This is a genomic window from Neisseria zoodegmatis (assembly GCF_900187305.1).
GTDB classification, from domain to species: domain Bacteria; phylum Pseudomonadota; class Gammaproteobacteria; order Burkholderiales; family Neisseriaceae; genus Neisseria; species Neisseria zoodegmatis.
Map to the genome: position 1 here is coordinate 1,651,439 of NZ_LT906434.1, position 19,612 is coordinate 1,671,050.

General features: G+C 52.3%; 16 protein-coding genes and 2 pseudogenes. 8 read left to right on the top strand and 10 right to left on the bottom strand.

All coding sequences use genetic code 11. The features are described 5' to 3' along the window. Positions 1–96: 96 nt before the first annotated feature. Together CKV66_RS07750 and CKV66_RS07755 are read left to right on the top strand one after the other, a co-directional pair. On the top strand, positions 97–3,927 hold the full coding sequence (locus CKV66_RS07750) for a DUF3683 domain-containing protein (protein ID WP_085362501.1): 3,831 nt from the start codon (positions 97–99) through the stop codon (positions 3,925–3,927). A gap of 98 nt (positions 3,928–4,025) precedes the next feature. Beyond that, complete coding sequence (locus CKV66_RS07755) at positions 4,026–5,933, top strand: ATP-binding cassette domain-containing protein (protein ID WP_085362500.1); 1,908 nt, start codon at positions 4,026–4,028, stop codon at positions 5,931–5,933. A 242-nt stretch (positions 5,934–6,175) separates the two neighbouring features. On the opposite strand, the gene CKV66_RS12295 is transcribed toward CKV66_RS07755, so the two are convergent. The 3 genes from CKV66_RS12295 to CKV66_RS07765 all read right to left on the bottom strand — a co-directional run bounded on the left by CKV66_RS12295 (position 6,176) and on the right by CKV66_RS07765 (position 7,659). Further along, positions 6,176–6,352: a protein MIGRI gene (locus CKV66_RS12295; protein ID WP_169709790.1), complete on the bottom strand. Its 177-nt coding sequence runs from the start codon at positions 6,350–6,352 to the stop codon at positions 6,176–6,178. 77 nt (positions 6,353–6,429) lie between these two features. Next, entirely contained in the window at positions 6,430–6,966 is a 537-nt protein-coding gene (locus tag CKV66_RS07760) for an NADPH-dependent FMN reductase (RefSeq protein ID WP_004284312.1), read from the bottom strand. Between the two features lie 153 nt (positions 6,967–7,119). Continuing rightward, a complete protein-coding gene (locus CKV66_RS07765; protein ID WP_197697474.1) occupies positions 7,120–7,659 on the bottom strand; it encodes a DUF924 family protein in 540 nt (179 codons plus the stop codon). A 193-nt stretch (positions 7,660–7,852) separates the two neighbouring features. Between CKV66_RS07765 and CKV66_RS07770 the strand changes: the two genes are divergently transcribed. After that, a complete protein-coding gene (locus CKV66_RS07770; RefSeq protein WP_085362498.1) occupies positions 7,853–8,047 on the top strand; it encodes a hypothetical protein in 195 nt (64 codons plus the stop codon). Positions 8,048–8,090: 43 nt separating this feature from the next. Here CKV66_RS07770 and trpS read toward each other — a convergent pair. Then, positions 8,091–8,720, bottom strand: a pseudogene (gene trpS / locus CKV66_RS07775) (tryptophan--tRNA ligase); the annotation flags it as partial. 216 nt (positions 8,721–8,936) lie between these two features. After that, positions 8,937–9,476, bottom strand: a pseudogene (locus tag CKV66_RS07780) (hypothetical protein); the annotation flags it as partial. A 232-nt stretch (positions 9,477–9,708) separates the two neighbouring features. On the opposite strand from CKV66_RS07780, the gene clpB reads away from it, so the two are divergent. Beyond that, positions 9,709–12,282 carry an ATP-dependent chaperone ClpB gene (clpB, locus tag CKV66_RS07785; RefSeq protein WP_085362497.1) on the top strand — a complete coding sequence of 858 codons (2,574 nt, stop codon included), beginning with the start codon at positions 9,709–9,711 and terminating at the stop codon, positions 12,280–12,282. Between the two features lie 166 nt (positions 12,283–12,448). Here clpB and CKV66_RS07790 read toward each other — a convergent pair whose 3' ends face one another. Both CKV66_RS07790 and CKV66_RS07795 read right to left on the bottom strand, forming a co-directional pair. Beyond that, entirely contained in the window at positions 12,449–12,844 is a 396-nt protein-coding gene (locus CKV66_RS07790) for a hypothetical protein (protein WP_231990470.1), read from the bottom strand. 261 nt (positions 12,845–13,105) lie between these two features. Then, entirely contained in the window at positions 13,106–13,993 is an 888-nt protein-coding gene (locus CKV66_RS07795; RefSeq protein ID WP_085362496.1) for a LysR family transcriptional regulator, read from the bottom strand. Between the two features lie 109 nt (positions 13,994–14,102). On the opposite strand from CKV66_RS07795, the gene CKV66_RS07800 reads away from it, so the two are divergent. From CKV66_RS07800 to CKV66_RS07820, 4 genes are all read left to right on the top strand, one after another. Next, positions 14,103–14,504, top strand: a complete 402-nt coding sequence (locus CKV66_RS07800; protein WP_408633897.1) for a DoxX family protein — start codon at positions 14,103–14,105, stop codon at positions 14,502–14,504. 49 nt (positions 14,505–14,553) lie between these two features. Then, on the top strand, positions 14,554–15,159 hold the full coding sequence (locus CKV66_RS07805) for a nitroreductase family protein (protein ID WP_085362494.1): 606 nt from the start codon (positions 14,554–14,556) through the stop codon (positions 15,157–15,159). A gap of 103 nt (positions 15,160–15,262) precedes the next feature. Further along, entirely contained in the window at positions 15,263–16,048 is a 786-nt protein-coding gene (ygiD, locus tag CKV66_RS07810; protein WP_085362493.1) for a 4,5-DOPA-extradiol-dioxygenase, read from the top strand. A gap of 239 nt (positions 16,049–16,287) precedes the next feature. Continuing rightward, positions 16,288–16,632 carry a cupin domain-containing protein gene (locus CKV66_RS07820; protein ID WP_085362492.1) on the top strand — a complete coding sequence of 115 codons (345 nt, stop codon included), beginning with the start codon at positions 16,288–16,290 and terminating at the stop codon, positions 16,630–16,632. Between the two features lie 68 nt (positions 16,633–16,700). Here CKV66_RS07820 and CKV66_RS07825 read toward each other — a convergent pair whose 3' ends face one another. The 3 genes from CKV66_RS07825 to hemC all read right to left on the bottom strand — a co-directional run bounded on the left by CKV66_RS07825 (position 16,701) and on the right by hemC (position 19,608). Further along, a complete protein-coding gene (locus CKV66_RS07825) occupies positions 16,701–17,348 on the bottom strand; it encodes an HAD family hydrolase (RefSeq protein ID WP_085362491.1) in 648 nt (215 codons plus the stop codon). Between the two features lie 95 nt (positions 17,349–17,443). Then, on the bottom strand, positions 17,444–18,397 hold the full coding sequence (locus CKV66_RS07830; protein WP_085362490.1) for a cation diffusion facilitator family transporter: 954 nt from the start codon (positions 18,395–18,397) through the stop codon (positions 17,444–17,446). A gap of 275 nt (positions 18,398–18,672) precedes the next feature. After that, positions 18,673–19,608 (bottom strand): hydroxymethylbilane synthase, encoded by a 936-nt coding sequence (gene hemC / locus CKV66_RS07840; protein ID WP_085362680.1) that lies wholly within the window; start codon positions 19,606–19,608, stop codon positions 18,673–18,675. Between the last annotated feature and the right edge of the window lie 4 nt (positions 19,609–19,612).

Consider the following 19,612-nt stretch of genomic DNA (forward strand, 5'->3'; position numbering starts at 1 on the left):
GGCCGTCTGAATCCTTAAATAAAAAATAAACTGTTACGGATAAAAAACTTACGCTTGCCGCACAGTTTAAAAAAGAATGATACGGAACCGCCCGCCATGACCACAGCCACACAGCAACGCATACGCGAAATCCCCTACAACTACACATCTTATTCCGACCGCGAAATCGTCGTCCGCCTGCTGGGTTCGGAAGCGTGGAACGTATTACAGGACTTGCGCGGCCAACGCAGAACCGGCCGTTCGGCACGGATGCTTTTTGAAGTATTGGGCGATATTTGGGTCGTTACCCGCAACCCCTATCTGGTGGACGACCTGCTCGACCACCCCAACCGCCTTGCCGCACTGGTGCGGGAGATGCGCCACCGTTTGAACGAAATCCAAAAACGCCGCGACAACAACGAACAGGTATCCGAACTGTTGCAGGCGGCAGAAGCGGCGGTTCAGCGTTTCGACGAAAGCTTTGAAAGCACCCGCAGAAAGCGTGAACAGATTCTGGCGCGCTTGTCCAAAATCACCAAAAAACACAACATCATGTTCGACGGCCTCGCCCGCGTGGTACACGTTACCGATGCGACCGACTGGCGCGTGGAATATCCGTTTGTGGTCATCAACCCCGACACCGAAGACGAAATCGCGCCTTTGGTGAAAGCCTTAATCGAACTCGATTTAACCATCATTCCGCGCGGCGGCGGCACAGGCTATACCGGCGGCGCGGTACCGCTCGATGCCATGAGCGCGGTCATCAACACCGAAAAACTCGACAAACACAACGGCGTGGAATATGTGGAACTGCCCGGCTTGGAAGGCAAACACCCGATTATCCATTGCGGCGCGGGCGTGGTAACGCGGCGGGTGGAAGAAACCGCCACGACCAACAAGCTCGTGTTTGCGGTTGACCCTACTTCCGCCGATGCTTCCTGCGTGGGTGGCAACGTGGCCATGAACGCGGGCGGCAAAAAAGCCGTGTTATGGGGTACCGCGCTCGATAACCTTGCCTACTGGAAAATGGTCAACCCGCAAGGCGAATGGCTGAAAATCGAGCGTGTGCGCCACAACTTCGGCAAAATCCACGACGAAGAAACCGCCGTTTTCGATGTGCATACTTTGGATTCAGACGGCCGCCTTGTCGTTAAAACCGAACGGCTGGAAATCCCCGGCCGCCAATTCCGCAAAGTCGGCCTCGGCAAAGACGTTACCGACAAATTCCTCAGCGGCCTGCCCGGCGTGCAGAAAGAAGGCACCGACGGCATCATCACCAGTGTGGCCTTTGTGCTGCACACCATGCCGAAACACATCCGCACCATTTGTTTGGAATTTTTCGGCACAGTCGCCAACGCCACTCCGTCTATCGTAGAAATCCGCGATTATCTGCTCGGCCACGAACAGGTACAGCTGGCGGGCTTGGAACATCTCGACTGGCGTTATGTGCGCGCGGTCGGCTATGCCACCAAAGCGGCGGGCAAAGGCCGCCCGAAAATGGTGCTGATTGCCGACATCGTGAGCGATGACGAGGCCGCCGTCGCCGATGCCGCCGAGCATATCGTCAAACTGGCGCAAGCCCGCGACGGCGAAGGCTTTATCGCCGTTACCCCCGAAGCGCGCAAAACCTTCTGGCTCGACCGCAGCCGCACCGCCGCCATCGCCAAACACACCAATGCCTTTAAAATCAATGAAGACGTGGTGATTCCGCTCGAACGCTTGGGCGAGTATTCAGACGGCATCGAGCGTATCAATATCGAGTTGTCGATCAAAAACAAACTGGCCTTGTGCGAAGCCTTAATCCAATATCTGCAAGGCAACCTGCCCGTCGATAAAATGGGCACCGACCTGCCCAGCAACGAATTGCTGGGCGAACGCGCCAAACACGCATTGGCACACGTTCAATCGGTTAAAGAGCGCTGGGAATGGCTGCTCGCCAATCTCGACGCACCGTTGGCCGAATACAAACAGCGTTACGGCCATGCCGTTCACGCCGCTCCCGAAGCGAAAGACGAAGAAAGCAGTTTTATCGCTTTCCGCGATTTCCGCCTGCGCGTGTCGATTAAAGCCGACGTCATGAAACCCCTGTCTGAAATCTTCAGCGGTAAGGCCGACACCAAAATCATGGAAGGCTTGGCTAAGATTCACAGCCGCGTGGTGCGCGGGCGTGTGTTCGTTGCCCTGCACATGCACGCGGGCGACGGCAACGTCCACACCAATATCCCTGTCAATTCAGATGATTACGAGATGCTGCAAACCGCCCACAAAGCGGTGGAACGCATCATGAACATCGCCCGCAGCTTAAACGGTGTGATTTCCGGCGAACACGGCATCGGCATTACCAAACTCGAATTTTTAACCGACGAAGAAATGCAGCCCTTCTGGGACTACAAAGCCAAAGTCGATCCTCAAGGCCGCTTCAACCGCCACAAACTGATGAAAGGCTCGGATTTACGCAACGCCTACACGCCCTCGTTCGAGCTGCTCGGCGTGGAATCGCTGATTATGGAGCAGTCCGACCTCGGCACCATCGCCGAATCGGTAAAAGACTGCCTGCGCTGCGGCAAATGCAAACCCGTGTGCAGCACCCATGTGCCGCGTGCCAACCTGCTGTACAGCCCGCGCAACAAAATTCTCGGTGTCGGCTTGCTAACCGAAGCGTTTTTATACGAAGAACAAACCCGCCGCGGCGTATCGCTGCGCCATTTCGACGAACTGAACGATGTCGGCGACCACTGCACCGTATGCCACCGCTGCGTGAAGCCCTGCCCCGTCAACATCGACTTCGGCGACGTAACCGTGGCCATCCGCAACTATCTGCGCAAAGCCGGCAAACGCAAGTTCAACCCCGCCGTGGCCGCCGGCATGGCTTTTCTCAACGCCAAAGACCCGCGCACCATCCAAGTATTGCGCAAAGGCGTGGTGGAAGCCGGTTTCAAATTTCAGAATATGGCCTACAACTGGGGCAAAAAAGCCCACATCGGTGCAGGCCGTCTGAAAAAAGCCCCAAAAGCCACCACGGGCGGCTCGCCGATTAAAGAGCAAGTGGTGCATTTCATCAACCGCCCGCTGCCGCGCCATGTGCCGATAAAAACCGCCCGCGCTTGGTTGAACATCGAAGACAACAAAACCGTGCCGATTATCCGTAACCCGCAGCTTTCCGAAGACAGCGAAGCCGTGTTCTACTTCCCCGGTTGCGGTTCCGAGCGCCTGTTCAGCCAAGTCGGACTGGCCACGCAAGCGATGCTCTGGCATGCCGGCGTACAAACCGTGCTGCCGCCGGGTTACCTCTGCTGCGGCTATCCGCAAGACGCAGGCGGCAACAAAGACAAAGCCGAACAGATGACCACCGAAAACCGCGTGCTCTTCCACCGTTTGGCCAACACCTTAAACTACCTCGACATCAAAACCGTGATCGTGAGCTGCGGCACTTGTTACGACCAGCTGGAAAAATACCGCTTCGAAGACATTTTCCCCGGTTGTCGCATCATTGATATTCATGAGTTTTTATTGGAAAAAGGCATCAAGCTCGACGGCATCACGGGTCAGCAGTATCTCTACCACGACCCCTGCCACAGCCCCATCAAAACCATGAATGCTACCAAAATGACCAGCGAACTGATGGGCAAAGAAGTGGTGTTGAGCGACCGCTGCTGCGGCGAATCGGGCATGTTTGCCGTCAAACGCCCCGACATCGCCACACAAGTAAAATTCCGCAAGCAGGAAGAAATCGAGAAAAACCTCAAGCAGCTGCCGCAGGGCGAGCCGGTCAAAATGCTCACCTCCTGCCCCGCCTGCCTGCAAGGTTTGAGCCGCTACACCGACGACAACGCCATGCCCGCCGACTACATCGTGGTGGAAATGGCAAAACACATCCTCGGCGACAACTGGCAAAACGAATTTGTTGAAAAAGCCAATAACGGCGGTATTGAAAAAGTGTTGCTGTAAACCTTCCCGCCGATGAGATGAGGCCGTCTGAAAACCATTTCAGACGGCCTCGTTTGCCAAAATCAGTTAAAATAACCCATTTTTGTACACCCGATATTATGAACATCCTGCAAGCAGAAAACCTATCCTTTGCTGTCGGCCACGTTGCCCTTTTAGACAAAGCCTCTTTCCAACTCGACAGCGACGAAAAAATCGGCTTGATTGGCCGCAACGGTGCGGGCAAATCCTCTTTTCTGAAAATTCTCGCCGGTGTGCAAAAAGCAGATGACGGCCAACTCATCCTACAAAACGGCCTGAAAACCGTTTATGTGCCGCAAGAATCTTTTTTCGACCCGCAAGCCACCGTATTCGATGTAGTGGCCGACGGGCTGGGCAGCCTGCGCGACATCTTGCGCCGCTACCATCATGTCAGCCAGCAACTCGAAAACGGCGAAAACGCAGCCTTGCTGAAAGAGCTGAACGAACTGCAAACCAAATTGGAAGTGCAAAACGGCTGGCAGTTCGATGCCGCCATCAAACAAACCATCAGCGAAATCGGCTTGCCCGAAAACGAAACCATCGCCAACCTTTCAGGCGGCCAGAAAAAACGGCTGGCCTTAGCCCAAGCATGGGTGCAGAAGCCCGATGTGCTGCTGCTCGACGAGCCGACCAACCATCTCGATATCGACGCGATTCTGTGGCTGGAAAACCTTTTACAGCAATTTTCCGGCAGCATCGTCGTCATCACCCACGACCGCCGCTTTCTCGACAATATCGCCAACCGCATCGTCGAATTAGACCGCGGCATACTGCGCTCCTACCCCGGCAGCTTTTCCAAATACAGCGAGAAAAAAGCCGAAGAATTGGCCGTTGAAGCCGAGCACAACCGCCTGTTCGACAAATTTCACGCCCAAGAAGAAGCATGGATACGCAAAGGCATCGAAGCCCGACGCACCCGCAACGAAGGCCGCGTCAAACGCTTGGAAGAACTGCGCAAACAGCGCGCCGCCCGCCGCGAACGCCAAGGACAGGTCAACTTCAAACTGGATGCCGGTGAAAAAAGCGGCAAAATCATCGCCGAACTCGAACACGCTTCGTTCCAATATGGCGACAAAATCATCATGGACAAATTCTCCACCGTGATCCAGCGCGGCGACAAAATCGGCCTTATCGGCCCCAACGGCATCGGTAAAACCACTTTTCTGAAGCTGATTTTGGGCGAGCTGCAACCCACTTACGGCAGAATCCGTTTGGGCAGCAAACAGGAAGTCGCGTATTTTGACCAGTTTCGTAGTGCGCTGAACGAAAACGACACCGTGTTTTATACTCTCGGCCAAGGCAACGATTATGTGGAAGTCGGCGGCAAAAAAAAGCATGTGATGAGCTATTTGGAAGACTTCCTTTTCCACCCCGCCCGCGCACAAAGCCCCGTATCATCGCTGTCCGGCGGCGAACGCAACCGCCTGCTGCTGGCCAAACTGTTTACCCGTCCGGCCAATATTCTCGTGCTCGACGAACCAACCAACGACTTGGATATCGAAACTCAGGAATTGCTCGAAGAATTACTGCGAGATTATCAAGGCACGGTATTCTTGGTCAGCCACGACCGGATGTTTTTAGACAACGTGATCACGCAAAGCATTGTGTTTGAAGGCGAAGGCCGTCTGAAAGAATATATCGGCGGTTATGAAGACTATCTCGATGCCAAAAAACGCGAACAATCAATTCAGACGACCTCAGAGCAAAAATCCGCAGAACCTGCCGCCGAAAAGAGCAAACCCAAAGCCAACCGCACCGTAAAACTCTCCTACAAAGAGCAGCGCGAGCTTGAAGCCCTTCCCGAAGAAATCGCTGCGCTTGAAGCCGAACAGGCAGAAATCAATACCCGCCTTTCCGACCCCGAAGTCTTTAAGGACTACGAACAAGCCGGTGCATTGCAAACGCGTGCGGAAGAAATCGAAATGCTGCTGCTGGAAAAATTGGAACGCTGGGAAATTTTGGAAAACAAACAAAACAGAGTGGTGTAACCCGAAAAGACCTTTGCAAAACCTTCGGATGTGAACGAGTGCAGGCATATCCTATATGGTCAATCCATTTATTATTAATGCAAAACAGCAAACCGCAGATAAGCGGTTTTGCAAAAATCTCCGGCCGTCTGAACATTTCAGACGGCGGTTGGTTATCGCCAATAAACTTCATTGCTACGGCGTCGCACGGCTTGCCGTTTTGCATCAAAAATAAGTTTATTTGCTATATGGTGTCTCAAACTTCAACCTGCCGCCAACGCATACCAGCCCAAAGCCAACGCAGATGCTGCCAGCAGCACCCACGCTCCGGTTTGCACTGTCTCGTGTATTGCCCGTTTATGTTTGCGGTTAAGTAAGCGGTTAACCGCCAAGCCAAGCAAGGCGACTAAAAAAACAATGCGTAAAATGCGGCCTATCATGGTTCAGCTGTTCCGCCCACAAAGTAAAGCAACCCGTAAAACACCGATGTCCGCCGTTACCGGCGGTGTTTTCGGTTTTATTTTGCCGCCCAAGCATAAAACGCGGCGGCGAATTTATTTAAGAAGCCTGCCGTGCGTTCGTCTGCCACTTTGCCGTTATCCAACGCAGCGGATGCACGGCTGAGAAATACTTCGGGCGCAATCAGCACATCCGCGCCCATCGCCTGCAAACTTTGGCGGATGTGTAAGGCCGCATTGATGCCGCCGTAACTGCCGGGCGAAGCGGTGGCAACAGCCACTTTTTTGCCTGCCCATACGCTTTGACCGCTGGGGCGCGAAGCGATGTCGATGAGGTTTTTCAGAGCCGCCGGCATGGTGCGGTTATGTTCGGGGCTGACCATCAGCACGGCATCGGCGGCTTTCAGCTGGGCACGCACGCGCTCGTAAGCCGGTACGTTCTCGCCGTCGAGGTCTTGGGTATAAAGCGGCAGATCACCGATGTTTACTTCTTCGATTTCCACACCTTCGGGCACTTGGGCGGTAATGTGTTCTGCAACTGCTCGGTTGATGGATTTGCGGCTCAAACTGCCGATAACGAGAGCGATTTTAGTCATGAATACTCCTGATAAATTGCTGGTTGACGGTTTATCCTGCCCGCACATTTCATCATGCGGAACAGCCGGAAACCTTTACAAAGCCCTCTCTGCGCAACGTTTCTGCTCGGTGCGCTGCAAAACGGGGATGGCAAAGGTTTCAATTAATTGTAGTTAAAACGATGATCCCGGCTCTTGCAGAAAGGTGATTTCTTCTTCGGTGCTTTCCCGACCTAAAACGGCATTGCGGTGCGGGTAGCGGCCGAAGCGGTCGATAATCACTTTATGTTTGATTTCAAATTCAAGCGCATGGGGTGTGGTATAGCGTTCAAACCATGCCAACGCCTGTTCGTGAATCGCACGGCTTTCGCTGTGCATCAGCGGCATCAGCATAAAGTGACGTTCGGAAGACTCCATCCCGGCAAAACCCGGCTGCTGCACAGCTTCCTGCGCCAGCGCCACCGCCATATTATCCTGCGCGAACGCCATAGGGCTGTCGCGGAACAGGTTGCGTGAAAATTGGTCGAGCACAATAATTTCCGCCAAACGACCATGCAGCGTGTCGCGCCAGCTGTAAAGCTCCGAATAAGCCGCCTGCCGCCACACATCGGCAAAGCGGCTGCGGATTTCCGCATCAAACTCATCGCTTTTGCTGAACCAAAACGGCCGGTTTTGTTCATCGAACCAAAAATCAAGTACGGTTTGGGGAGTCATCATTCATTCCTTTTTGAAAACCGATAAAGCTCGGGTAAGGGTTTTCCGATATCACATCGGCTGAAAAAATGCGAAAAACATCAAGATGTAAGGCAAGATTAAGATTTGCTAAATGCTTTTTCAGACGGCCTCATCAAGTTTAAAATGAGGCCGTCTGAAAATCCCCCACGCCAATAAAACAAAAGGAGCCTGTATGAAACCGACCGAACAAGACAGCACATTCGACCTCACGCCTGCGGAAGAAATGGAAGCCGAAGAACGCGAACTGATTATCGAAGATTCAGTAGATGATTTGGTTACTTATTCCGACCATCCCTTAAGCGATTGTGAAATCGAAAACAAAAGGCTGCATTTGGAAGACATCAAACCCGAGCCTGAAGACGAATAATCCCTTCGCCAAACTCAGGTTCAACGCCTTTTCGTTTCAAATCTTATTTCAAAGCCCGGATACCCACGGCATCGCGCACTTGATCAAGCAGCACGCGCGCCTGTTTCCGGGCTTTTTGTGCGCCTGCCTGCAAAATATCTTCGATTTGCGCGGGGTTGGCGGTTAAGGCGCTGTAACGTTCGCGCGGTTCGGCCAATTCGGCATTGATTTTCGCGGCAAGCATTTTTTTGGCTTCGCCCCACGCCAAGCCTTCGGCCAGCATTTGCGTGAATTCGGCGGTTTCGGCAGGCGTGGCAAAGGCTTTGTAAATCTCAAACAACGGGCTTTCGTCGGGCTGTTTCGGTTCGCCCGGTTCTTTTAAGTTGGTAATGATTTTATTCACCGATTTTTGGGTTTTCTTATCGTTTTCCCACAGCGGAATGGTGTTGCCGTAGCTCTTACTCATCTTGCGGCCGTCCAAGCCCACCAGCAATTCTACGTTTTCGTCGATTTTCACTTCGGGCAGCGTAAACACTTCTTTAAAGCGGTGGTTGAAACGGCCTGCAATATCGCGCGCCATTTCAACATGTTGGATTTGGTCGCGGCCCACCGGCACTTCTTGCGCGTTAAACATTAAAATATCGGCAGTCATCAGAATCGGGTAGCTGTACAAGCCCATCTCGATACCATCATCATTCAAATCCAAAAGATAACCATATTTTTTGAAAAAATTTCTCAATTCATCAACAGATTTATTCCTAATTTGATAAGCTCCACTATCATCAAAAGGAATCTCTACAAACTCTTTTTCAAAGTCTTCCAATATTGGAATAGTTATTATTCCAGATGGTAAATATTCATCTATGTCAGCGAGAAAATCCCATAATAATTTGTATGAATTTGAGATTATTGAATCTGTTTGATAATTAAATAAATTTTGAATCTCTTGTGACAATCTTAAATCAGCCCATTCATACTCTTGGTAACTTCCATTAATCCCAAACGTACGCTGAATTCTTTTTGCTAAATTTTCCTGCACCGCCGCTTTGTAGGCATGGGCGCGGTTCATCAGACCTTTGGCGGTGATGCAGGTCAGAATCCAGTTCAACTCCATGATTTCGGGAATGTCGCTCTGGCGGTAAAACGTGGTTTTTTCGGGGTCTAAACCGCAAGCCAGCCAAGTGGCGGCAACGGCTTGGGTGGATTCGTGAATCAGCTCGGGATCATGGCATTTGATAATGCCGTGGTAATCGGCGAGAAACAGGAAAGATTCGGTATCCGGCGCATGCGAGGCTGCAATCGCAGGGCGGATAGCGCCGACGTAGTTGCCCAAATGCGGAATGCCGGTGGTGGTTACTCCGGTTAAAACACGTTTTTTATTCATTTTGTTCTCTTTAAATAAGATTTCAGACGGCCTGTTCAAACAGAGGCCGTCTGAAACGGCAATCATAAAAATCAAGTGGCGGATTATACATCAAACACGGTTTTCAGACGGACTTTACACACAATCCGCCGCGTTTCCTGTAGAGGCATACCAAACTTATCCACAAGCATATTTTATTAATATTCATAAATTTATAAAATATTTCAATCTGTTTGATAGAAAAGATATTGACTTACCCACAGGCGAACCCATATAGCTTTCATCTAAACAATACACAAACTTTAAAGAAAGAAAACAGATGAGATTCGACAAACTAACCGCAAAATTCCAACAAGCGCTGGCCGATGCCCAAAGCATGGCTTTGGCTGCCGACAACAGTTATCTCGAAGCAGGCCATGTATTGAAAGCCCTGCTCGACGATAACGAAGGCGGCACTGCCGCTCTGCTCTCGCACGCCGGTGTAAACGTGCCGCAAGTAAAACAACAACTTACCCAAGCCTTAAACGGCCTGCCCAAAGTATCCGGCACCGGCGGCGAAATCCTGCCCAGCCGCGAATTACAGGCCGTCTTAAACCTGATGGACAAAGCCGCCATGAAACGCGGCGATGCCTATATCGCCAGCGAACTGTTCCCACTGGCATTGGTACAGCAAAACGACAGCACCGGTAAAATTCTGAAAAATGCCGGAGCCACCGAACAAAACATCAACGCCGCCATTGACGCGGTACGAGGAGGAGCCTCTGTGGATAACCCCAACGCTGAAGACCAACGCGAAGCCCTGAAAAAATATACCACCGACTTAACCCAGCGCGCCCGCGAAGGCAAACTCGACCCCGTGATCGGCCGCGACGACGAAATCCGCCGCGCCATCCAAGTATTGCAACGCCGCACCAAAAACAACCCGGTGTTAATCGGCGAGCCCGGCGTGGGTAAAACCGCCATTGTTGAAGGCTTGGCTCAACGCATCGTCGATGGCGAAGTGCCCGATTCCCTGCGTAACAAACGCCTGCTGGTGCTTGATTTGGCCGCATTGATTGCCGGTGCCAAATACCGCGGCGAGTTTGAAGAACGCTTAAAGGCCGTCTTAAACGATTTGGCTAAAGACGACGGCAACACGCTGATTTTCATTGATGAAATCCATACTTTGGTTGGCGCGGGCAAAACCGACGGCGCGATGGACGCGGGTAATATGCTCAAACCCGCCCTTGCCCGCGGCGAACTGCACTGTATCGGTGCCACTACTTTGGACGAATACCGCCAATACATCGAAAAAGATGCCGCGCTGGAACGCCGCTTCCAAAAAGTATTGGTAGGCGAACCGAGCGTGGAAGACACCATCGCCATTCTGCGCGGCTTGCAGGAGCGTTACGAAATCCACCACGGCATCGACATCACCGACCCGGCCATTGTCGCTGCTGCGGAATTGAGCAACCGCTATATCACCGACCGTTTTCTGCCCGATAAGGCCATTGATTTGATCGACGAAGCCGCCAGCCGCATCAAAATGGAATTGGATTCCAAACCTGAGCAGATGGACAAACTCGACCGCCGCATCATCCAACTCAAAATGGAAAAAATGCACGTTGAGAAAGAAAGCGACGATGCCAGCAAAAAACGCCTCGATTTAATCGACGAAGAAATCGCCGGCCTGCAAAAAGAATACGCCGATTTGGACGAAATCTGGAAAGCCGAAAAAGCCGCTTCCGCCGGCACCGCCGACATCAAAAAACAAATCGACGACATCAAAGTCAAAATCGAGCAGGCCAAACGCCAAGGCGACTTCGCCCGCGCATCCGAACTGGAATACGGCGAACTGCCCAAACTCAGCCAACAGCTGCAAGCGCTGGAAAACAATCCGCAAGAGCAGCAGGCCAACAAACTCTTCCGCACCAAAGTGGGCGCGGACGAAGTGGCCGAAATCGTATCGCGCATGACCGGCATTCCGGTAAGCAAAATGATGGAAGGCGAACGCGACAAACTCTTGAAAATGGAAGAAGTATTGCACAACCGCGTGGTGGGACAAGACGAAGCCGTGCGCGCCGTTTCCAACGCCATCCGCCGCTCCCGCTCCGGCTTGGCCGACCCCAACAAACCATACGGCAGCTTCCTCTTCTTAGGCCCGACCGGTGTCGGCAAAACCGAACTGTGCAAAGCCTTGGCGAGCTTCCTGTTTGACAGCGAAGACCATTTAATCCGCATCGATATGTCGGAATACATGGAAAAACACGCCGTTGCCCGCTTAATCGGCGCGCCTCCCGGCTATGTCGGCTACGAAGAAGGCGGCTACCTAACCGAACAAGTCCGCCGCAAACCTTACAGCGTGATCCTGCTCGACGAAGTGGAAAAAGCCCACCCCGACGTGTTCAACATCCTGCTGCAAGTGTTGGACGACGGCCGCTTGACCGACGGTCAAGGCCGCACGGTGGACTTTAAAAACACCGTGATCGTGATGACTTCCAACATCGGCAGCCACCACATCCAGCAAATGGGCACATCGGATTACGAAGCCGTGAAAGAAGTGGTCATGGAAGACGTGAAAGAACACTTCCGCCCTGAAATGATTAACCGTATCGACGAAGTGGTCGTGTTCCACGGCTTGGATCAGGCCAATATCCGCAGCATCGCCAAAATCCAGCTCAAAGGCTTGGAAAAACGCCTTGCCGCACAGAACCTGCATCTCAAAGTCGACGATGCCGCACTGGATCTAATCGCCAAAGCAGGCTTCGACCCCGTGTACGGCGCACGCCCGCTCAAACGCGCCATCCAAGCGGAAATCGAAAACCCGCTGGCCTTGGCTCTGCTCGAAGGCAAATATAAGCCTGAAAGCGTGATTCATGTGAAAGCGGATGGGGATAAGCTGGCGTTTGATTGATTGGGTTGAACCGTAGCAACCGGTATGACTAAAGGCCGTCTGAAAATTTTCAGACGGCCTATTTTTTGTTGAGCAAATGCTGGCATTGTTTACACTTTTCTTTTTCTTACTGATAAATTCATTTACACCTTTTTCCGCTATAAACCGACCAAAACATCATATACTCTTACTTAATTTTCAAAATCGGAAATTCAAGATTTCTTAATTCTTTTTTCTTAGGACACTCAGTAAAAAGAGAACCTCTCTTGCCGTTTTCAGATTCTAGACGCATCAATATATAGCAGTTTTTTTGATCATAAATATATTCGTCTACTTCATAAATTTCCATAGTATTTTGATCTGACTCAGTTTCAACATCTCCCGGTTTTAATTTTGCAACCCCTTTTAATAGCTCGGAACGTTTTCCCTTTGAAGATGAATAAATATTGAATGCAATATTATTTCCGTTTTCTAAATGCTTTACCTTGATATACGTATTGGTGTTCTTACCCTTATAGGTACTCGGGTAAGCCAACAACGGGATTGATAAAATGGTTGTATATATGATTTTTTTAATCATCATTTTTTTCGTACCTTCTTGTTTGAAACTAAAATGTCCAAAATATTTTCTTGGATATGCCGAAAGATTAGCTGCATCAGCTTAATAACACTTAATGAAACCCACTTTTATTTGAACAACAATGAAGCCAATAAAACATCAGAGAAGCGTGGTATTTCAGTAATGTGACAGGTATGCATACTTTTACAATATAGCAAAATAAATATCTTTACCCAGTGTAGATATGACAAAAGGCCGTCTGAATTTTCAGACGGCCTTTACCAATCACTCCTTAACCTTCTCACTCAAAAAATCAATAAAACTTCTTACCTTCGCACTTAAAAAAGCACGATCCACATAAGCGGCATAAAGTTTTGCCGTCAGGAAATGATAATCGGGCAGCAGCCGCACTACTCTGCCGGCGGTTAGGTCTTCGCAGACGCACCATTCAGGTTGGAAGCCGATGCCGGCGCCAGCGCGGATCAGGCTGCCGACCATGAGGGTGCTGTCGCTGTGTATGGCTGCGTTGAGTTCGAGCAGGCTACGTTGGCCGTTGTGTTTGTGTTGGATTTCGAGGCGGCTCATGTCGGTGTAGGAAGGCAGCACTGCGGGGTGCTGCGCGGCTTCTTCGGGGGTTTGCGGTACGCCGTTCCGCCGCAGGTAATCGGGCGAGGCGAGCAAGAAAAACTGGATGTCGGCCAAGGGTTTGACAATCAACGAGGGGCCGGGGTCGTTGGAGACGCGTAGTGCGAGGTCAAAACCGTCGGCGATGAGGTCGGTGTGGCGGTTGCTGAGTACCAAGTCGAGGGATACTTCGGGATAGCGTTGTTTGTATTCGCTGATCCAGCGGCTGACGCGCGGGCTGGCAAACCATTGCGGCATGGTGATGCGCAGGATGCCTTGCGGTTTTTCGGTAACGCCTGCGGCTTTTTGGGCGGCGGTTTCAAGGGTTTCGAGGGCGTGGCAGCATTGGCGGTAGTATTCTTCGCCGGTTTCGGTAAGATGGAGGTTGCGGCTGTTGCGGTGTAAGAGTTTGGCTTGTAAGGTGTTTTCTAAATGGCTGACGTGTTTGCTGGCCATGGCGTTGGAAATGCCGAGATGGTCGGCGGCGCGGGTGAAGCTGCCGTTTTCGACCACTTGGCGGAACACTTTGAGGCTGAACAGGGTATCCATGATTTCTTATTGGGAAGTGATTATTAAACAAAAAGAGTATATATCTACAAAAGGGAAATATCTATACTGTGCTCATCTTTCCACTATATGAGTAATCACCATGACGAGTATCCATTCCAATTTGAGCCGTTTCCAACCCATGTTATTGTCTGTTTTGCGCATCGCTTCGGCTTATATGTTTATGCTGCACGGCACGGCGAAGCTGTTTGCGTTGCCGCATATTGAGATGTTCGACGGCTTGCAGCTGATGTCGATTTACGGTTTGGCCGGCGTTCTCGAAGTCGTGGGCGGCGTGTTGTTGCTATTGGGTTTGTTTACCCGCCCGGTGGCGTTTGTGTTGTCCGGCCAGATGGCGGTTGCCTATTTTATGTCGCACGCGGCCAAAGCGCCTTTGTTGCCACTGCTAAACGGCGGCGAAGCGGCGGCGCTGTTCTGCTTTATTTTCCTGTATATCGCAGCGGCGGGCGGCGGTGCTTGGGCTTTGGATAATAAGTTGGGCAAAAAGCTATAATGCCGTCTGAAACCGCCCTTTCTTTTTACCATCATTTAAGGGAACCATCATGACTTACACCGTACTCCAACAAGCCGCGGAAACCCGCCGCTCTGTTTACGCTTTAAACAAAAACCTGCCTCTGCCTGCTGCCGAAGTCGCCGAGATGGTGAAACATGCCGTGCTGCACACGCCTTCGTCATTCAATTCGCAATCTACCCGTGTGGTGGTGCTGTTCGGTGCGGAACACGAAAAGCTGTGGCAATTTGCCGAAGATGCCTTGCGCGCCATCGTACCCGCCGAAAACTTCGAGCCGACCAAGCAAAAGCTGGATATGTTTAAAGCCGCGGCCGGTTCGGTGCTGTTTTTTGAAGACCAAAACGTCGTAAAAGGCTTGCAAGAACGCTTCCCCAGCTATGCCGACAATTTCCCTATCTGGGCGGAACACGCCGATGCCATGCACCAATACGCAGTATGGACCACGCTGGCCGCAGCCGGTATCGGCGCCAACCTGCAACACTACAACCCACTAATTGACAACGCCGTTGCCCAAGAATGGTCGGTTCCTGCCAACTGGACATTGCGTGCGCAAATGGTGTTCGGCGGCATTGATGCGCCTGCGGGTGAGAAAACATTCGATCCGCTGGAAGGCCGTCTGAAAGTATTCGGCCTGTAAGCCGTTCGATTGATTATGCCTGTCTGAAACGGGTTAAGGGTTGGCTGCACAAAAACCTGCGTTATCCGTTTTCAGACAGGCATCGTTACATTTCAATAGCCCCATGAACAAAACCCCCGCCCTATTTCTCGGCCACGGCAGCCCGATGAACGTTATCGAAGCGGATAATCCGTTTACCCGGGGCTTCAGGCAGGTTGCGGCGCAGTTTCCCAAGCCCCGCGCCATACTGATGATTTCCGCCCACTGGTACGGCGATGCTTTGCAAGTATCCGGCAGCACCGCTCCGGCCATGATTTATGATTTTTACGGCTTTCCCGAAGAGCTGAATCAAGTGCAGTATCCTGCTTCCGGCAGCCCCGAACTTGCCGCCGAAGTGCAGCGTTTGCTCGCGCCCGAACCGGTATCCGTCGATATGCTTCGGGGGTTCGACCACGGCACATGGGGTGTACTCAAGCATCTTTATCCCGAAGCCGACATTCCCGTCGTACAACTGAGCCTGAACCGGAATCAACCCGCCGAATGGCATTTCGCATTGGCGCAAAAGCTCAAGCCCTTGCGCGAACAAGGCGTGTTGGTTGTCGGCAGCGGCAATATCGTTCACAACCTGCGCACCATCAGCTTTGCCCATATCCGCCAAGCGGGTGCGGCTTACGAATGGGCGGAAACCTTCCGCCGCGACATCAACCAAGCCATTTTGAATCGGGACAACGAAACCTTGATCCACTACTTGCGCTTGGGCGAGGCTGCCGCTTTATCCGTACCCACGCCCGAACATTACCTGCCCCTGCTCTACATCATGGCGTTGCGCGATGAAGAAGATGAAGTCAAGCTGTTCAACGACGAGATTGTCGGCGGTTCGTTAAGCATGACTTCGGTGCTGCTGGGATAATTTTTTCACTTATACTTTGAATCAATGGCTTATACTTTTCAGACGGCCTCAGTTATATAGGATGAGCCTTTGCAAAACCCTTAGATGTGGATGCAGTTCAAGGCGTAGCAGCGCAGCGAGTGCAGACATATCAGATAGATAGGCAAACGAGCGGGCAGCGCACAACGCAGAAATGCGCCGCAGATGGGGGTTTTGCAAAAGTGTCAGGCCGTCTGAAAATCCCACATGGAGGACATGTTATGAATATCCCCGACATTATCCGTTTTGCCGATTATCTGATTGACCGCCCCGCCGAATCGGTACGCACGGTGCTGCATCAAGGGCGGCAGATGAACATGGTGCTGTGGCAGATTCCGCCCGGCGGCAAACTGCCTGCACACCGCCATCCGCAAGGGCAGGATATTTGGCTGGTGCTGCAAGGCCGCGCCGAATTATTGGATGATGAAAACAGCGGCCGGATAATCGGCGCGGGCGAAAGCATTGTGATCGATTCAGGCTTGATACACGGAGTGCGCAATAACGGAACGGAGGATTGCGTGCTGGTTTCCGTGGTGTATGCCGAAGCGGGGTTTGAAGCGGTTTGAAAAAATGCCTGTCTGATAGAGTTTCGGACAGGCATTTTTGTTAGGAAACTGGCTTAAGTCGGCATCCATCAGAGATACGCCAACAATTCCAGCGGCGTATCAATACGCGCATCATGCGGCCATTCTTCGGTTTTGTCTTCGGCAGCGATATAGCCCCAGTTTACCAATACGGTTTTCATGCCGGCATTTTTGCCTGCCTGCATATCGCGCTCGGCATCGCCTACATAGATACAATTTTCGGGTTTTACGCCGATTTGTTCGCAGGCGTAAAACATGGGCTTGGTGCTGGGTTTGGCTTCGCCGCAGGTATCGCCGCTGACAACCACGGCAGGCGCGACGCTGAAGCCGAGTTTCGGCACAAGGCGGTGGGTGAAGGTGTGCGGTTTGTTGGTGATGATGCCCCATTTGATGCCGCGTTTGTCGAGTTCGGCAATCAATCGGTCGATATCGTCGAACAACACGGTTTCATGGTCGAAGCAGCGTTCGTATTCGGCCAGATATTCCTGCCGCCAGCGGGCGTGTTCGGGATGGTCTTTGCTGATGCCCGCGCCCATCAGAATCAGGCCGCTTGCGCCGTGGCTGGCGACGGGGCGGATTTCTGCCATGCTTTTTTCGGGTAAATTGTGGCGGCGCAGCAAAGTGTTGAGTGCGCCGCCCAAATCGAGTGCGGTGTCGGCGAGGGTGCCGTCCAAGTCAAACAATACGGCTTCGGTCATGGGAGTCCTTAATGATGATGGGTAACGGTTTTCTATGCGTTGAGGCCGTCTGAAAAGAGGTTAAGCAGGTTTCAGACGGCCTTAATTTTAGCAGATTAATGTGAATGATGATGGCCGTGTGTTTCATGCCCATGCGGATGAATCGAGCACAATACGCTGTCTTCGTGCGGGTGTCGGCTGCTTTCCACCTGCACGGTGGTGTGTTGGATATTTTGATGCGCCAACGCATGCTCGATGCGGTAAACGATTTGTTCGGCCTCGACCACGCTCAAATCGCCGTCGACAACGATATGGCAGGATAAGGCGTTGATGTTGCTGGTAATCGTCCACACATGCAAATCATGCACCGACTGTACGCCTTCGGTTTGCCTGATGGTGTCGAGCAGCATGTCGACATCGACATTATCGGGCGTGCCTTCCATCAAAATGTGCAGGGTTTTGCGGAATACCTGCCAGCCGCTCCGCCCTACCAATGCGGCGACGAAAACGCTGGCCAACGGGTCGGCCCATTTCCAGCCGAACGCCATCATCAGCACGGCGGCGGCTATCGCGCCGAACGAGCCGAACAAATCGCTCAACACATGCAGATAGGCTCCGCGCATGTTGATATTGCCTTCGGTGTCGCCGCCGCGCAGCATGTACCACGCCACGAAAAGGTTCACCAGCAGCCCGATGATACTGATCACCAGCATGCCGGTGGTGGCGATTTCCGGCGGCTGGCGGAAACGTTCGACGGCTTCTAAAAAAATCATTGCGGCAATCACGATCAGAGTGATGCCGTTAAAAGCCGCCGTTAAAATTTCAAACCGCTTGTAGCCGAAGGTTTTATCGAGCGTGGTGGCTTTTTCGCTGAATTTGAACGCCAGCAAGGCGATACCGAGCGAGAATGCGTCGCTGAACATATGCCCTGCGTCCGACAGCAACGCCAGCGAGTTGGTGAGCCAGCCGCCGACTGCCTCCACCACCATGAAAGATGCGATCACCGCAAATGCTACCGCCAATACTTTTTTATTGGCCGTGTGGCTGTGGGAATGATGGTCGTGCGGCATGGCTTTCTCCTTTGGAAATATAAGAGCCTGAGACCTTTGCAAACCCCCATCTGCGGCGCATTTCTGTGTTGTGCGCTGCTCGCTCGTTTGCCTATCTATCTGATATGTCTGCACTCGCTGTGCTGCTACGCCTTGAACTGCATCCACATCTGGGGATTTGCAAAGGTCTCAGCCTGTTCAAAATCTCCATAGTGGCCGTGTTGTCGGCCGAAACCTCGAAAAACGCCTATACAAGAAGATTACAAACAGGCTCTAAGAAAGGCCGTCTGAAACGCTTATTGCTGCTCGCTTAAAATCGCTTGAATCAATTCTACTGCACCATCGTCCGCCAGCTTTTTGGCAACGGCGCGGCCCAACGCGTCGGCATAGGCCGCGGGCGCTTCGGCTTCGGCCTGCAAAACCACCGAGCCGTCGGGATGGCCGACCAAGCCGCGCAAGGTCAAGAGACCGTTTTCTTCAGTGCAATAAGCCGCCAACGGCACTTGGCAACTGCCGTCCAACGCGCGGGCAAGCGCACGTTCGGCGGTTACGCAGGCATTGGTCACGGCGTGGTTCAGCGGGTTCAACACTTCCAGCAAATCATAGCGGTTGGCGGCAATCTCGATACCCAATGCGCCCTGCCCCGCGGCAGGTAGGCTGTCGAACGGCGACATAATCATGCGGATGCGCTCGTCCAGCCCCAAACGCTGCAAACCGGCGGCGGCAAGAATAATGGCATCGTAGTCGCCGTTGTCCAGCTTCGCCAAACGGGTTTGCACATTGCCGCGCAACGGTTTGATAGTCAAATGCGGATAACGTGCGCGAATCTGCGCTTCGCGGCGCAAGCTCGCCGTACCCACCACCGCACCTTCCGGCAGTTCTTCCAAACGCGTATATCGGTTAGACACAAATGCGTCAAACGGGTTGGCACGCTCGCAAATGGCGGCCAGCGCAAAACCTTCGGGCAACACCATCGGCACGTCTTTAATCGAGTGCACGGCCAAATCTGCGCGGCCGTCTTGCAAAGCCTGTTCCAGCTCTTTGATAAACAAACCTTTGCCGCCGATTTTCGAAAGCGTTTTATCGAGAATCTGGTCGCCGCGCGTAGTCATGCCCAAAATGCTGACCTCGCATTCGGGATAAAGCTGTTTCAGACGGCCTTGTATATGCTCGGCCTGCCACATAGCCAACATGCTTTCGCGGCTGGCGATAACGAGTTTTTTAGGGTTCATAAGA

What these genes read in the sequence shown, in the direction of transcription:
- CKV66_RS07750 (WP_085362501.1), top strand. Translation starts at nt 97, where the DNA reads ATGACCACAGCCACACAGCAACGCATACGCGAAATCCCCTACAACTAC.
- CKV66_RS07755 (WP_085362500.1), top strand. Translation starts at nt 4,026, where the DNA reads ATGAACATCCTGCAAGCAGAAAACCTATCCTTTGCTGTCGGCCACGTT.
- CKV66_RS12295 (WP_169709790.1), bottom strand. Translation starts at nt 6,352, where the DNA reads ATGATAGGCCGCATTTTACGCATTGTTTTTTTAGTCGCCTTGCTTGGC.
- CKV66_RS07760 (WP_004284312.1), bottom strand. Translation starts at nt 6,966, where the DNA reads ATGACTAAAATCGCTCTCGTTATCGGCAGTTTGAGCCGCAAATCCATC.
- CKV66_RS07765 (WP_197697474.1), bottom strand. Translation starts at nt 7,659, where the DNA reads ATGACTCCCCAAACCGTACTTGATTTTTGGTTCGATGAACAAAACCGG.
- CKV66_RS07770 (WP_085362498.1), top strand. Translation starts at nt 7,853, where the DNA reads ATGAAACCGACCGAACAAGACAGCACATTCGACCTCACGCCTGCGGAA.
- clpB (WP_085362497.1), top strand. Translation starts at nt 9,709, where the DNA reads ATGAGATTCGACAAACTAACCGCAAAATTCCAACAAGCGCTGGCCGAT.
- CKV66_RS07790 (WP_231990470.1), bottom strand. Translation starts at nt 12,844, where the DNA reads ATGATGATTAAAAAAATCATATATACAACCATTTTATCAATCCCGTTG.
- CKV66_RS07795 (WP_085362496.1), bottom strand. Translation starts at nt 13,993, where the DNA reads ATGGATACCCTGTTCAGCCTCAAAGTGTTCCGCCAAGTGGTCGAAAAC.
- CKV66_RS07805 (WP_085362494.1), top strand. Translation starts at nt 14,554, where the DNA reads ATGACTTACACCGTACTCCAACAAGCCGCGGAAACCCGCCGCTCTGTT.
- ygiD (WP_085362493.1), top strand. Translation starts at nt 15,263, where the DNA reads ATGAACAAAACCCCCGCCCTATTTCTCGGCCACGGCAGCCCGATGAAC.
- CKV66_RS07820 (WP_085362492.1), top strand. Translation starts at nt 16,288, where the DNA reads ATGAATATCCCCGACATTATCCGTTTTGCCGATTATCTGATTGACCGC.
- CKV66_RS07825 (WP_085362491.1), bottom strand. Translation starts at nt 17,348, where the DNA reads ATGACCGAAGCCGTATTGTTTGACTTGGACGGCACCCTCGCCGACACC.
- CKV66_RS07830 (WP_085362490.1), bottom strand. Translation starts at nt 18,397, where the DNA reads ATGCCGCACGACCATCATTCCCACAGCCACACGGCCAATAAAAAAGTA.
- hemC (WP_085362680.1), bottom strand. Translation starts at nt 19,608, where the DNA reads ATGAACCCTAAAAAACTCGTTATCGCCAGCCGCGAAAGCATGTTGGCT.